Source organism: Streptomyces morookaense (genome assembly GCF_013030945.1).
GTDB classification, from domain to species: Bacteria; Actinomycetota; Actinomycetes; order Streptomycetales; family Streptomycetaceae; genus Streptomyces; species Streptomyces morookaensis.
Genome location: NZ_JABBXF010000086.1, coordinates 1 through 13,181, shown reverse-complemented (window position 1 = coordinate 13,181; position 13,181 = coordinate 1). Strand labels below are relative to the sequence as shown.

Genomic DNA, 13,181 nt, shown 5'->3' with positions numbered 1-13,181 from the left:
CGAACGGAGCATTCCATGACCACCCTCATCACCGGCGCCCGCGGCAGGATCGGCCAGGCGATCATCAGCCGCCTGCAATCGGCCGGTCTCACCGTCCGCGCCGCCAGCGCCAACCCCGCCGAACTGACCGTCCCGGACGGCGTCGACGTCGCCGAGCTCGCCCTCGACCGGCCCGAGACCTTCGGCTCCGCACTCCGCGACGTCCGCCGGGTCTTCCTCTACCCCGAGCCGGCCGGCATCCGTGAACTGGTCAAGGCTGCCGAGGCCGCCGGCGTCGAGCACGTCGTCCTGCTTTCGTCCTCCTCGGTCCTGGGCCCGGACGCCGAGAACGACCCGCTCGCCGGCCACAGCCTCCAGGTCGAGCGCGCCCTCGCCGACTCCGACCTCGCCTGCACGTTCCTGCGCCCGGACGCCTTCGCCAGCAACTCCCTCGGCTGGGCCTACTTCATCGGCCAGTCGATGCCGATCCAACTCGCCTACCCGGACGCGCACATCGCGCCCATCCACCCCGAGGACATCGCCGACATCGCCGTCGAGGCGCTGACCGGCACCTCCCTCACCGGCCGCTCGGTCACCCTGACCGGCCCCGACTCGCTCACCTTCCGCGAACAACTCGCCGTACTCGCAGACACCCTCGGCCGCCAGATCCCGGTCGAGCAGATCACTCGCGCCGAGGCCGAGCAGCAGATGGGCCGCCACATGCCCGCGCCGATGGTCACCGCGCTGCTCGACCTGTGGGAGGCCGCCAACCACGGTCCGGCCGTCATCGCCGACACCACCCAGACCCTCCTCGGCCGCCCCGCCCGCACCTACAGGCAGTGGGCCCGCGAGAACGCCGCCGCCTTTGCTCGGCACTGATCCGGACGGGCTCACACACAGAGGGCCCGTCCCCTCAACCCAAGGGATTCCATGTCCACGGCCTTGACCCAGGCCCCTGCCACCCCACAGACCAGGCCCGACCGCCGCCGATGGGCCGTCCTCGCCGTCGTCCTCTTCGCCGCCGTCCTCGACCTCCTCGATGCCACGATCACCAACATCGCCGCCCCGACCATCGCCACCGACCTGCACGGCGGGGACGCCCTCGTCCAGTGGCTGGGCGCCGGTTACGCCCTGGCCATGGGCGTCCTGCTGGTGATCGGCGGCAGGCTCGGCGACAAGTTCGGCCGCCGTCGCCTGTTCCTGACCGGCCTCACCGGCTTCACTCTCGCGTCCGTCGCCTGCGGCCTGGCCACAGGGCCCGCCTCCGTCATCGGGTTCCGCCTGCTCCAAGGAGCCTTCGGCGCCCTCGTGATCCCGCAGGGCTTCGGCATCCTCGGCGCGGTCTTCCCCCCCGAACGAGATCGGCAAGGCGTTCGGCGTCTTCGCCCCCTGCCTCGGCCTGTCCGCGATCAGCGGCCCGGTCCTCGCCGGGTTCCTCATCGACAGCTTCGGCTGGCGCTCCATGTTCCTGATCAACATCGCACTCGGCGGCCTCACGATCGCCCTGGCCGCCAGGCTGCTGCCCCGCGACGCCGGAGACCGGACGGTCACCGTCGACGTTCCGGGCTCCGGTCTGCTCGCCGCCACGATGTTCGGCCTGCTCCACGGCCTGATCGACGGCTCCGGCCACGGCTGGACGCCCGTCCCGATCCTCTCCCTCACCGCAGGCACTCTGCTCTTCGCGCTGTTCTGTCTGCGCCAGCGCAGCGCCGCCGGCCCACTCATCGAGCCCTCGCTGCTCAAGAACCGTGGCTTCACCTCCGGCCTGATCCTCGGCCTCGTCTTCAACGCGGCGGTCGCCGGCCTGCTCCTCGTTCTCTCCCTCTTCCTCCAGGACGGGCTGCACCGCACCCCGACCCAGACCTCGCTCGGCCTCGCCCCGGTCGCCGCCGGCATCATCCTCGCCTCGATCGCCGCGCACCGTCTCATGGCTCGCCTCGGCCGCACGCTCATCCTCATCGGCCTGCTGCTCACGTTGACCGGCACGCTGTCGCTGCTCGTCCTGGTCCACGCCACCAGCCCGACGGCGTGGACGCTCCTCGCCCCGGTCTTCGTCATCGGCCTTGGCCTCGGCTCCTGCTTCGGCACCCTCTACGAGGTCACCCTCGGCGACATCGGCCCCAAGGAATCGGGCAGCGCCAGCGGTGCACTCTCCGCCGTCGCACAACTCGCCAACAGCATCGGCGCCGCGGCCATCACCACCGTCTACTTCCACACCGCCGGCGGCCCCGCGTCCGCAGCCGTCCACAGCCTCGCCACGGTCGCCGTCGGCACCCTCGCCTGCTGCGCCCTCGTGCGGCTGCTGCCGCGCAGGGCCCGGCCCCGGCATCACTGACCCGCTCCGGAGCACGACATGAAACCCATCGGTTACTGGCTCAACCGCACCGACAAGGCCCTCACCTGCCACATGAACGCCATGCTGGCCGAGTTCGGCCTCACCCGGACCGCCTGGCAGGTCCTCGACGTCATCAGGGAGGATCCGCAGGCCACCGACACCGAAGTGCTGACCGTCCTTGCCGCCAACGCGGACATCGGCACGCTGACCACCGCCATCGAGACAGCCATCGCCGCCGGCTGGATCGCCCGCCCAGAGCCGGGCCGCCTCGCCCTGACCGACGACGGCCGCGCCCGCCTCAGCGACGTCGCCGAGCGCGTGCACGCCTTCCGCGACCTGTCGGCGGCCGGCATCACCCGCGAGGAATACCGGATCACCGTCACCGTCCTGGAGCGGATGACCCACAACCTGGAGAACAGAACAATGAGTTCACCAAAGCCACAGCCCTCGTAACCAACATTCCGTCAGAACCTCGCGGCCCGGTCTCCCCGTCTCGGTTTCACCACCCCGCGCACCACCACCGCACCGGCAGAGGCGGTCGGCCACGGACAACCGTCGGACGCAGACAACGACCCCGGCAGGCTGCATGCGGTTTCGTGATCTATCCAGTCTGGCGGCAGTCGCGGCCGGTGTGACGAAGACAGAGGTGAGCAGGTGGCGGATCTCCGGGACGGTCAGCGTGATCGGATCGCTGCTGCGGGCGGGGTGGTGCCGATCGACGGGCCGGTCGGGTCCCGCGTCGGCGGCGACACCGGTCAGGACGAGCCCTTTGCGCCGGCTCCGGCGCTGTGCCGCTGCGAGCAGAACGCCGCCGCCGCGGACAGCCACAGCCCGACCTACGCCACGCAGAACTCGTTGCCCTCCGGAGCCTGCATGGTCCACCAGTGCCGGCCGGCCCTTTGTTCACCTTTCGGATGCCGGTCACCCAGAAGACTCTCCAGCCGAGCCATCCTCCTTGCTGCATGACGGGACAACAGTTCACGGTGCTATGCCCATATGCGTCCGCTCCGCGATCCACCCTGCCATGGCCCGTACGGCGAGGCCGATGGCCCGCTCGTCCGGATCGAAGTCGGGGTAGTGCGGGTAGCTGGTGGTGATGGGCGCGCCGGGGGAGCGGACGCCGAGGAAGGTGAACGTGCCGGGGACGCGGTCCAAGTAGAGGGCGAAGTCTTCGCCGCTGAAAGGCGGGAAGGCGGCATGGAGTTCGGTGACCGCGTCTTGGCCGAGTGCGCGCCGCAGGTGGCGGGCGAGTGTGCGGGCGTCGCGTTCCGGGCAGACCATGGCCGGGAACGGCTCGGCGGGGAAGCCGACCTCGGCTCCCGCGTACGACGTGGCCAGGCGGCGGATGTCCGCGCGTACCTCCGGGTACCGTTCCTGCGGCCAGCAGCGGTAGGACACGGTCACATTGCCGGCCTCCGGTGCCTGGGCCCGGACGACCACGAACCGGGCCAGTGGCCCATCGGGTGTCTCGGCGTCGGCGACCAGCCGCTCGATGTCCGCTGGTGTCCGTGGCAGCGGCACCGTGGAGAGCGCGCCGATCTCGGCGGCCAGTCGTCGCGCAGCGTCAGGCGCGTCCGGCCGCGGCAGAACGACCTCCGCCTTGTCCAGACCCGGCAGCCCGTAGCCCGGGGTGAGCGCGAACTGACCGACGGGGAACGGCCCGCAGTGCAGCGCGTGGATCTCTTCCACGCCGGTGCGCTCCAGCACGCCCGTTTCGAGCAGCGCGCGGGCCCCGCTCAGGGTCTCCTCGGCAGGCTGGAAGAGGAACACCACGGTTCCGTCCAACTGCCTCCGCATCCGCGCCAGGACCCGTGCGATGCCGAGCGCCACGGTGGTATGGACGTCGTGCCCGCACAGATGCGCCGCCACCGGACCGCCGCCAACGATGTCCTTGGGCGGCACCGCGTCCATATCCGCCCGGTACGCAACGGTCCGGCCCGGACGCGAGCCCCGCAGGACGCCGACGACGCCGTGACCACCCACCCCGGTGGTGACGGCCAGCCCGGCTGCCCGCAGCTCTCGGGCCACCACACCGGCCGTGCGCCGCTCCTGCCCCGGCGCCTCGGGATGCCGGTGGATGTCGCGCCGCAGCCTGATCAACCTCCACTTCAGGCGCGCCACCTCGGCGTCCACCGCCCCTTGCTCCACCGGCTGCCGCCACCCGCCGGCGACGGCCTCCCCAGCAGTTCCCCACACGATTCCCGCACCGGCTGCCGCCGCGCCGGCCAGCAGCGCACGTCGTGCGAGAACGCGTTCCATGGGACGACCCACTGTTTCCCCTCCATGACCTTCAACTGGCCTTCCGGAAACGCCAGACGGCAGTCGCATCCCGACACCGTGTATCTGAGCCCGCCACCAGGCGAACGGAAGACCCGGAGGCAACATGATTGCCGCACGCCGCCGCCGCGCCGATCCGGCAGACCACCACTTCAAGGTGGGGATAACCCCAACACGGCCCGCCGCGAGATCTCGAAACCACACTGGAGTAATAGGTGTTGTGGGGGTGTTGGGCGGCGAAGGCGTCGAACTGGGCGCTGGCGTCGCCTTGGGGTGTTTCCCAGCGGATCCACCGTCCGTTGACGGGTGTGCTTCCAGCCGGCGTGGGTGAGGACGTGGGTGGCCGCGGTAACCGTCGTCTCAGTGACTGGGCTGCCGAGGGCGGTCTCCCAGGCGTCACCCTCGGCGAGACGCGTCAGCAGGGTGTCGAGGACGGGGGCCGGGGTGGCGCCGGTTGCCGTGAGGTACCAGATCCTGTCCGAGACAGGAGTTTCGTAGGCGGCGATGGTCCATGCCGTCTCGCGGGCATCGGCTTCGTGGACCCGTTCAAGGCGCAGGGTCTGTGATTCGTGGATGGCGTGGGTGGTGTCGTCGGAGAAGGTACGCCACTTCTCCCAGTCGTCGTGCTCGGCCAGGAACTGGTTGAGGATGGCGCCGTGGTCGCCGGGATCCGCGGCGTAGGAGGGAACCGACTCCGGCCGCTGGACGGGTGACTCTGGTTCGGCTGAGGCCCGCGCACGCAGGGAGTTGAGGGCTTCGGCCGTCTGGCGTTCGGTGTCGGTCGTGGGCGCGGGGCCGGGTCGCAGGGTGTAACCGTGGAGGCGTTCGAAGGCGGCGATGGCCTGGGCGGGTGAGCTGTAGACGTCGGCGACCTGCCGCAGGTGGTTCTCGCCGTGGAGGTACACGCTCTTGCTGCTGTCGCGGTAGGTGCCGACGGCGACGGTGGTGCCGCTGTCGTCGGCGTGGGCGTGGATGACGAGGTGGCCGTGGCGTATGTCGTCGTAGACCTTCTGGGCTTCGTTGGAGACCTCTCGCATCTCCTCGCGGGTGCACCAGGGCACGGGGTAGTTGGCCCATGCCCATTCCTCGGCGATGGCTTCACGCAACTGGGGGGTGATCTCGGTGGTGATGCCCTCGGCGGTCAGTGCCTGGGCGGCCTTTTCCGCCCAGTACGGCTCCTCGTGGTCGATGCGGGCGAGGACCAGGGTGCGTTCGTCGACGGGTTCGAATCCGTGGGCGGCCAGGAGGGCGTGGGCCGTGCGGTGCCGGGTGCCGGTGAGGACGGCGGTCACCGCACTGGAGTGGCTGGGGTGGGTGTCGAGGCGCACATGTGCGTCGATGGCGGGGTCCGTCAAGGAGTGTTCCTCGTTTCGGCCTGTGGCCGGACCGTAGGGCCTGGCCGCAGGTGATTGGGTATCAGCGGGAGGCGCGTGCGGCGGACGCGGCCGCTGTCCGGGGAGGGCCCGCCCGCCGGTGCCGGCGCGGTGGCGTGGTTCCAGCGGGTGCGCAAGGCGGTGAGGCCAGCCAGGGCACGGCGGCTTCCGGTGATCAACTGGTGGGGGGTGTTCGCGGGGTCCTCGGTGTAGGTGGTGATCAGGGTGGTGACGGTGCGGGCGCGGGCGAGTAGGGCGCGTTGCAGGTCGCCTTGGCCCTGGCGGCCGGGGACAGGCCGATGAATGCGGCGACAGTGGTCGTGCCGCGGGAGGTGAGGCGCACGCGGTCCGGCAGCGGGCCGCCGACGAAGGCGGGCGGCGCGGACTTGGGCTCGCGTGCGATGAGGCCTTGGTCTCCAGGGATCGCAGCGTGCTGATCAGCACACGGACGTCGCGGCTGTGGACGTACTGCCGGCCGAGGCTTTCGGACACGCGGATGTGGCCGCGGGCGACTTCCTGCAGCGCGCTGTGCTGGACCGCGTTCAGCTCCTGCACTGCGATGCCGGTAGGGGGCCGGCGTCGGCGCATTTCCCGGGCGATGCGGTCGTTGACTCGACGGCGGCTTGGGGAGCGAGCGCGGTCAGTTCACCGGCCAGCCGTACCTGTCGGCCGGCGATCTCCAGTGCGTTGGGATGGTCAGGTTCTGTACTGCCTGTCGCGGCGGGCCGGGTGGTGAGAGCTTCTCGCGCATCGGCGAGGTGGAGAGCAGCCTCGTTGCTCAGGTAGGCGAGCTGCTTGAGCCGTACCACGGCGTCGATCAGCTCGCGGCTTTCGTAGAGCTGCTGGTCCTGGACGGCCTTGACGGCGGCGAGGGTCTCGTGGGCCAGGCGCTGCGCGGAGTCGGCATGCGCACCTAGATCGGGGTCCGAGGAGTAGCTGAGGCGGAAGGTGTCGATCGCGTCGTTGTGGTGGGTGTAGTGGTCGGCGAGGACCAGCAGTTGTTCGATGGGAGTGAGCGGCGCGGGCACGTCGAACGGGAGGGCATCGACGGACGGTGTCGTCATGGGCAAGGGCAGGTCTTCCGTGGAGTGTGCCGGGACGTGGACGCGAAGGGCGCGCGTCTCAACGGGTCCGCGCGGACGGGGCGTTCGCAGGTTCGTGGAGGGCTTCGCCGGTGCGGTTATGCGCCCTGTGAACCCCTGCCCGGACCACCCATGGCCGGCTGTCCGTGCTGCTCTGCGCCCGCGGCTGCTGCGGGTGAAGTGAGTCGACGTGAGACTGCGCGTACGCGCGGGCCGTGCTGACGACCGGTAGCCGCACCCCGACGGTGTGCCGAGCGGTCGCCGGCACAACTCCGCCGGGTCCCGCTCCCCGCCACCGCAGCCCCGAGACGGTGATGGTTGTCGGAACCGGGGCCCTGTGCCGAAGCGCTCGTCCGAGCGTCGGCGTCGCAACAAGGACAACGACGGACCCACCCTGATCCGTGCCGCTTCCGCCCCCGGCCTGGTGAGCTGGCCGGACCCCGATCCGGACTGGCACCCCGTGGCGGCCGACTGGTACGCCTCCCTGGCTGCCTCCGACCAGTCCCGGTTCTACGAGCCCTCCGACGTCGCCGTGGCCCGCTATGTGGCCGAGGCCACGAGCCGCACCCTGCACAGCAGCCGGTTCTCCGCCCAGCTCTTCGCCGCCGTCTCCTCCGCGATGACGGACCTCCTGACGACGGAGGGCGGACGCCGGCGGGTTCGGGTTGAGCTGGAGCGCAGCGCCACCGAAGAAGCGGTGTCGGCGGGTGTGACGGTGCTGGAGATGTACCGGAACGCACTGAGCGGCTAGGATCACGGAGTGCGCACGTGCGCCATGATGAGGCGCAGGTCAGAACTGAGCCTCCGAGCACGCTCCCTGACTCGCTTGCTGATCAGGATGATGTGGACGCACAGCGCGCACACGACCGCACCGGACGCGATCCATCTGATGACCGAGTCCGAGGGTGTCGCATTGGCCGGAGGAGCCAAAATGCACGCCAGCCCAAGCTTGAGTAAGGCCAGGCCGATTTGATAGGCCCATGTGGCTCGACCACTCAGCTTGACCCACAGTTCGAAGTCGGCCGCTTGCGCCTCGACGGTGAGCCCGGCTGAAGCTGCACCGGGGGCGTTGCCGTCTGGGGAGGCGCCCCAGGAGCGAGCCTCATCCACGGTGTACAGGAACCGCCGTCCATGCAGGGCCACTTGGATGCTGGTAGCGAGGGCCAGGGCAGCCAGTGTCAGCATGAGCATGGACAGGGCCGGCCAGCGGAACTTGTCGGAGTCGGCGCCCAACACTCCGATGGTCGCGATGGCTGTGCCGGCGAAGAGCGGGGCGGCTACGAACGTCAAGGTGTCCATGGCCGTCGTGATGCCCGGTTTCTGAGGGTGCCGGCTGCTGCCTGATGAAGGAGCCTGCGGGATTGACGGTTGGGGCTCTGGCTCAGTCATTGCGCTTCCAATCGTGCGCGCCCCCGGCGTGCGGGCGTTCCTTGCATGGTGGCGGGGACGAGCGATAGCCGAAAGAGCGACGACTGGGCGGGCAAGTATTCGAGTGCCGAGGATGTGCGCCATGAGCACACCCCCGCACCCGCGGAGGAGGAGCCGCCCGAGCAGGTGGTGCCGGTGGCGCTCGGCCCCGCCTGGCAGCGCAACGAGGAGGCTCGTTCGCGCGCAGACCGTTTCGTGGCGCAGGAGTTCGCGGGTGGCGTGGGCATCGCCGGATTCCGCGGCGTTCCGGATCGGCTCCGTGCACAGCCCATCCTCGCTCCCCGAGCTTGTCTCCGTCGTGAGGTCCACGGCGGTCAGACCGAGCCGGATACGGAAGAAGGCCGCCTCCCGCCCCGGCACGGAGCGCAAAGCCTCCCGGGCGGCGTCCAACATCTCTGCCATGTCATCGGTGGCCTGGCGGCGGACGCGAACGGCGCTGTAGGTGCGCAAGCATGCTGCGACCGCCCGTTCCCACGTGCTGGAGGCAGGGGAGTCCGTGGTGACTTTGGCGCGCCGGCTCGGGCATTCGTCACCGGCCATCACGCTCGGTTACTATGCTCACTTCATGCCGGAGGCCGGAAGCAAGGGTCGCACGGCCATCGACGGGCTGCTGGGGAGGCAGGGAGATCAGGTTGCCGGCCGAAACTCCCCAGATTCTCCCCAGGGCTGATTGGCGGCCGACCGCTCACTTTGCTTTGGCTGGCCTCCACTGTTGAATGCAAGGTTGAGAAGCGGGACGGCCTGGGAAAATGCTGCCAGAAGTCACCGCCACCCGCTATGTCACGCCGTTGCGTGAGGGTGGCTCTCTCCCCGGCATCGTCGAGGCCGACGATCTCGGGACGTACGTCATGAAGTTCACCGGCGCAGGGCAGGGCCGCAAGACGCTCGTCGCCGAGGTCGTCTGCGGGCAGCTGGCCCGCGGCCTGGGGCTGCGCGTGCCCGAGCTGGCCGTCATCGAGCTGGACCCCGTCATCGGCCGCGGCGAGCCCGACCCCGAGGTGCAGGCGCTGCTCAAGGCCAGCGGCGGGCTCAACCTCGCCATGGACTTCCTGCCCGGCGCCCTCGGCTTCGACCCGCTCGCCTTCGAGACGGACCCGGCCGAGGCCGGCCGCGTGGTGTGGTTCGACGCGCTCGTGGGCAACGTCGACCGCTCCTGGCGCAACCCCAATCTTCTGGTGTGGCATGGCCAGTTGTGGCTCATCGACCATGGCGCGACCATGATCTGGCACCACAACTGGCCCACCGCGGCGGCCGCGGCGGGCAGGGCGTACGACGCCTCCGACCACGTGCTGGCCTCCTTCGCTCCGGACATCGCGGCCGCGGCGGCCGAGCTGGCCCCGCGGGTGACCGAGGAGCTGCTGACCGCGGTCGTGTCCGATGTGCCCGACGAATGGCTCGAGGGGGAACCGGGATTCGACGGCCCGGACGCCGTGCGCCGGGCGTATGTCGACGTGCTGCTGGAGCGCGCCGCCGGGATCGGCGGGCGGATCACGCTCGGCGAGCGTAGCGCGGAGAAGCCCTCGCAGGCACCGGAATGGGTGCGTGTCAGGCTTGACGGAAGGGCTGGAAAGAAGTGAACGGGCGCAACGGACGCCGGAACGGGCGCGAGGTGTTCGAGTACGCGCTGCTGCGGGTCGTCCCTCGGGTCGAGCGCGGTGAGCTCATCAACGCAGGCGTGGTCGTCTACTGCCAGGCCAGGTCCTTCGTGAAGGCCTCCGTCCATCTCGACGAGGACCGGCTGCGGGCGCTCGACCCGACCGTGGACGTCGAGGGCGTCCGGGCCGCGCTGCACGCGGTGGAGGGTGTCTGCGCGGGCGGCGACCGGGCCGGGCAGGCGGCCTGCGACGACGCCGGGCGGCGGTTCCGCTGGCTGATCGCCCCGCGCAGCACGGTCGTCCAGCCCGGTCCCGTGCACACCGGGCTGACGGCGGATCCGGAAGCCGAACCGGAACGCCTCCTCGACCTGCTGGTGCGGTGACGGCCGCCGGGACGCGGCGGGGCGTTGACAGGGGATGGCGGGGCTTCTAGCGTCTGACCGGCCGAGCTACTAAGCAGTCGCTCACCTGAGGTCGGACGGCCGGACGGTCGGACGGCGGGTGAGCCGCCTTCGAGGTGAGGAGAACCCGCATGTCCACCACCGAGCAGCGCGTCGCCCTGGTCACGGGCGCGGCCCGGGGCATCGGCGCCGCGACCGCCGTCCGCCTGGCCGAGGAGGGCCGCGCGGTCGCCGTTCTCGACCTCGACGAGGCGGCCTGCGCGGAGACCGTGGAGAAGATCACGGCGGCGGGCGGCCGGGCCCTCGCCGTCGGCTGCGACGTCTCGGACTCGGCGCAGACGGACGCCGCGGTGGCCCGGGTCGCCGCGGAGCTGGGCGCCCCGGTGATCCTCGTCAACAACGCCGGCGTGCTCCGCGACAACCTGCTGTTCAAGATGAGCGACAGCGACTGGGACACCGTCATGAACGTGCACCTGCGCGGCGCGTTCCTGATGTCCCGCGCCTGCCAGAAGCACATGGTGGACGCCGGGTTCGGCCGGATCGTCAACCTCTCCAGCAGCTCGGCCCTCGGCAACCGCGGCCAGGCCAACTACGCGGCCGCCAAGGCCGGGATGCAGGGCTTCACCAAGACCCTCGCCAAGGAGCTCGGCAAGTTCGGCATCACCGCCAACTCCGTCGCCCCCGGCTTCATCGCCACCGACATGACCGCGGCCACCGCCGCCCGCGTCGGCATGAGCTTCGAGGACTTCCAGACGGCCGCCGCCTCGCAGATCCCGGTGCAGCGGGTCGGCAGGCCCGAGGACATCGCCAACGCCATCGCGTTCTTCACCGCCGAGGCGGCCGGTTTCGTCTCCGGCCAGGTCCTGTACGTGGCCGGCGGGCCGCTCGACTGACCGCCGGAACGCACAGGAGGAGACGCACAGGAGGAACGGACACATGACCGCACAAGAACCCGCGTCCACCGGCAAGGTGGCCCTGGTCACCGGCGCCAGCCGGGGCATCGGCTACGGCATCGCCGAGGCCCTCGTGGCCCGTGGCGACCGCGTCGTCATCACCGGGCGCAACGAGGACACCCTCGCCGAGGCCGTCCGGAAGCTCGGCGCCGACCGCTGCATCGGCGTGGCCGGCAAGGCCCATGACGAGGAACACCAGGCCGTGGCCGTCGAGCGCGCCATGAAGGCCTACGGTCGTGTCGACTACCTGGTCAACAACGCCGGTACGAACCCGGTCTTCGGCCCGATCGCCGAGCTCGACCTCGCCGTCGCCCGCAAGGTCTTCGAGACCAACGTCGTCTCGGCCCTCGGCTTCGCGCAGCAGACGTGGAAGGCCTGGCAGAAGGAGAACGGCGGGGCGATCGTGAACATCGCCTCCGTCGCCGGAGTCGCGGCCTCCCCGTTCATCGGCGCCTACGGCATGAGCAAGGCCGCCATGGTCAACCTCACGCTGCAGCTGGCGCACGAGTTCGCGCCGGCGGTGCGGGTCAACGCGATCGCCCCGGCGGTCGTGAAGACCCGCTTCGCCGCGGCCATTTACGAGGGCCGCGAGGAGGAGGCGGCGGCCTCGTACCCGCTGGGCCGGCTGGGCATGCCGGAGGACATCGGCGGCGCGGCCGCGTTCCTGCTGTCCGACGCCGCCGGCTGGGTCACCGGACAGACCCTCGTCGTGGACGGAGGCCTCTTCCTCAACGCCGGGGTCTGAGGCTTCCGGTCCGCGTTGTCAGTGGCCGCCGGTAAGTTCTTGTTCCGAGAACGGAACGAACCCCGGAGGTTGTCGACGTGACCGTCACCGACGTGCTGCCCGAGTCCTGGCACGCTGTCCTCGGAAATGAGCTGGAGCAGCCCTACTTCAAGGCGCTGACCGAGTTCGTCGAGGACGAGCGGGCGAAGGCGCCGGTGTACCCGCCGCGCGGGGAGGTCTTCTCCGCCCTGGAGGCAACCCCGTACGACCGGGTCAAGGTCCTCATCCTCGGCCAGGACCCGTACCACGGCCCCGGGCAGGGGCACGGCCTGTCCTTCTCCGTGCGGCCCGGCGTCAGGACGCCCCCCTCGCTGCGCAACATCTACAAGGAGATGCGCGAGGAGCTGGGCTATGACGTGCCGGACAACGGCTACCTGCTGCCCTGGGCCGAGCAGGGTGTCCTGCTGCTCAACGCCGTGCTGACGGTCCGCGGCGGGGAGCCCAACTCCCACAAGGGCAAGGGCTGGGAGAAGTTCACCGACGCGGTCATCCGCGCCGTGGCCTCCCGGCCCGACCCGGCGGTCTTCGTGCTCTGGGGCAACTACGCCCAGAAGAAGCTCCCGTTGATCGACGAGGAGCGGCACGTCGTCGTCAAGGGTGCCCACCCCTCGCCGCTGTCGGCGAAGAAGTTCTTCGGCAGCCGCCCCTTCACGCAGATCAACGAGGCCGTGGCCGCGCAGGGGCACGAGCCGATCGACTGGCGGATCCCGGACATCGCGGTCTGAGCAGCCCCGGGAGCTCTCGCGGCGCCGCGGATCAGCCGTACACCTGGTGGCAGATCCGTGAAGCGTTGCCGCCCTGCTGCCACTTGCCGTAGGTGTCGCCCAGGGCGCAGAGTCCCTTGCCGGAGCGGGCCGGTGGGGCCGGGGCGGGTGCCTCCCGGCCCTCGCCGGGCGCGGGTTCGGTGCGCCGGGCCGGTGGCGGGGGAGCAGGCGGCGGCGCCGGTTCGGGGGCCGAGGCCGGCGGGCGGGCCG

The 13,181-nt window shown here is 70.7% G+C and carries 13 protein-coding genes and 3 pseudogenes; 11 read left to right on the top strand and 5 right to left on the bottom strand.

Going from position 1 to position 13,181, the window contains the following annotated elements:
- Nucleotides 1–15: 15 nt before the first annotated feature.
- From HG542_RS28620 to HG542_RS28610, 4 genes and pseudogenes are all read left to right on the top strand, one after another.
- Nucleotides 16–858 carry an NAD(P)H-binding protein gene (locus HG542_RS28620; protein ID WP_171086467.1) on the top strand — a complete coding sequence of 281 codons (843 nt, stop codon included), beginning with the start codon at nt 16–18 and terminating at the stop codon, nt 856–858.
- A 51-nt stretch (nt 859–909) separates the two neighbouring features.
- Nucleotides 910–1,281: pseudogene (locus tag HG542_RS35490) on the top strand (MFS transporter); the annotation flags it as partial.
- 58 nt (nt 1,282–1,339) lie between these two features.
- Nucleotides 1,340–2,314, top strand: a complete 975-nt coding sequence (locus HG542_RS28615) for an MFS transporter (protein ID WP_268256414.1) — start codon at nt 1,340–1,342, stop codon at nt 2,312–2,314.
- Between the two features lie 18 nt (nt 2,315–2,332).
- A complete protein-coding gene (locus HG542_RS28610) occupies nt 2,333–2,767 on the top strand; it encodes a MarR family winged helix-turn-helix transcriptional regulator (protein WP_171086465.1) in 435 nt (144 codons plus the stop codon).
- A 525-nt stretch (nt 2,768–3,292) separates the two neighbouring features.
- Here HG542_RS28610 and HG542_RS28605 read toward each other — a convergent pair.
- From HG542_RS28605 to HG542_RS28595, 3 genes are all read right to left on the bottom strand, one after another.
- A complete protein-coding gene (locus tag HG542_RS28605; protein WP_171086463.1) occupies nt 3,293–4,573 on the bottom strand; it encodes a M20 metallopeptidase family protein in 1,281 nt (426 codons plus the stop codon).
- Between the two features lie 170 nt (nt 4,574–4,743).
- Entirely contained in the window at nt 4,744–5,946 is a 1,203-nt protein-coding gene (locus tag HG542_RS28600) for an SPDY domain-containing protein (protein WP_306665349.1), read from the bottom strand.
- Between the two features lie 560 nt (nt 5,947–6,506).
- Nucleotides 6,507–7,028, bottom strand: coding sequence for a hypothetical protein (locus tag HG542_RS28595; RefSeq protein WP_171086461.1), 522 nt, complete (start codon nt 7,026–7,028; stop codon nt 6,507–6,509).
- 355 nt (nt 7,029–7,383) lie between these two features.
- On the opposite strand from HG542_RS28595, the gene HG542_RS28590 reads away from it, so the two are divergent.
- Nucleotides 7,384–7,797 carry a phage terminase small subunit gene (locus HG542_RS28590; RefSeq protein WP_171086459.1) on the top strand — a complete coding sequence of 138 codons (414 nt, stop codon included), beginning with the start codon at nt 7,384–7,386 and terminating at the stop codon, nt 7,795–7,797.
- 2 nt (nt 7,798–7,799) lie between these two features.
- Here HG542_RS28590 and HG542_RS28585 read toward each other — a convergent pair whose 3' ends face one another.
- Nucleotides 7,800–8,345, bottom strand: coding sequence for a hypothetical protein (locus HG542_RS28585; protein WP_171086456.1), 546 nt, complete (start codon nt 8,343–8,345; stop codon nt 7,800–7,802).
- 589 nt (nt 8,346–8,934) lie between these two features.
- Here HG542_RS28585 and HG542_RS35850 point away from each other — a divergent pair.
- The 6 genes and pseudogenes from HG542_RS35850 to HG542_RS28560 form a co-directional block, all read left to right on the top strand.
- A pseudogene (locus HG542_RS35850) lies at nt 8,935–9,144 on the top strand (site-specific integrase); the annotation flags it as partial.
- A 79-nt stretch (nt 9,145–9,223) separates the two neighbouring features.
- A complete protein-coding gene (locus HG542_RS28580; protein ID WP_171086454.1) occupies nt 9,224–10,051 on the top strand; it encodes a HipA family kinase in 828 nt (275 codons plus the stop codon).
- Nucleotides 10,048–10,452, top strand: coding sequence for a DUF3037 domain-containing protein (locus HG542_RS28575; protein ID WP_171086452.1), 405 nt, complete (start codon nt 10,048–10,050; stop codon nt 10,450–10,452). Before HG542_RS28580 ends, HG542_RS28575 begins: the two co-directional genes overlap by 4 nt.
- A gap of 149 nt (nt 10,453–10,601) precedes the next feature.
- Nucleotides 10,602–11,363, top strand: coding sequence for a 3-oxoacyl-ACP reductase FabG (gene fabG / locus HG542_RS28570; protein WP_171086450.1), 762 nt, complete (start codon nt 10,602–10,604; stop codon nt 11,361–11,363).
- Between the two features lie 43 nt (nt 11,364–11,406).
- Nucleotides 11,407–12,168 (top strand): SDR family oxidoreductase, encoded by a 762-nt coding sequence (locus tag HG542_RS28565; RefSeq protein ID WP_171086447.1) that lies wholly within the window; start codon nt 11,407–11,409, stop codon nt 12,166–12,168.
- Nucleotides 12,169–12,245: 77 nt separating this feature from the next.
- Complete coding sequence (locus HG542_RS28560; protein ID WP_171086445.1) at nt 12,246–12,932, top strand: uracil-DNA glycosylase; 687 nt, start codon at nt 12,246–12,248, stop codon at nt 12,930–12,932.
- A 31-nt stretch (nt 12,933–12,963) separates the two neighbouring features.
- Here the strand turns inward: HG542_RS28560 and HG542_RS28555 are convergent.
- Nucleotides 12,964–13,181: pseudogene (locus tag HG542_RS28555) on the bottom strand (hypothetical protein); the annotation flags it as partial.

What these genes read in the sequence shown, in the direction of transcription:
- HG542_RS28595 (WP_171086461.1), bottom strand. Translation starts at nt 7,028, where the DNA reads ATGACGACACCGTCCGTCGATGCCCTCCCGTTCGACGTGCCCGCGCCG.
- HG542_RS28580 (WP_171086454.1), top strand. Translation starts at nt 9,224, where the DNA reads ATGCTGCCAGAAGTCACCGCCACCCGCTATGTCACGCCGTTGCGTGAG.
- HG542_RS28605 (WP_171086463.1), bottom strand. Translation starts at nt 4,573, where the DNA reads ATGGAACGCGTTCTCGCACGACGTGCGCTGCTGGCCGGCGCGGCGGCA.
- fabG (WP_171086450.1), top strand. Translation starts at nt 10,602, where the DNA reads ATGTCCACCACCGAGCAGCGCGTCGCCCTGGTCACGGGCGCGGCCCGG.
- HG542_RS28610 (WP_171086465.1), top strand. Translation starts at nt 2,333, where the DNA reads ATGAAACCCATCGGTTACTGGCTCAACCGCACCGACAAGGCCCTCACC.
- HG542_RS28585 (WP_171086456.1), bottom strand. Translation starts at nt 8,345, where the DNA reads ATGGACACCTTGACGTTCGTAGCCGCCCCGCTCTTCGCCGGCACAGCC.
- HG542_RS28565 (WP_171086447.1), top strand. Translation starts at nt 11,407, where the DNA reads ATGACCGCACAAGAACCCGCGTCCACCGGCAAGGTGGCCCTGGTCACC.
- HG542_RS28620 (WP_171086467.1), top strand. Translation starts at nt 16, where the DNA reads ATGACCACCCTCATCACCGGCGCCCGCGGCAGGATCGGCCAGGCGATC.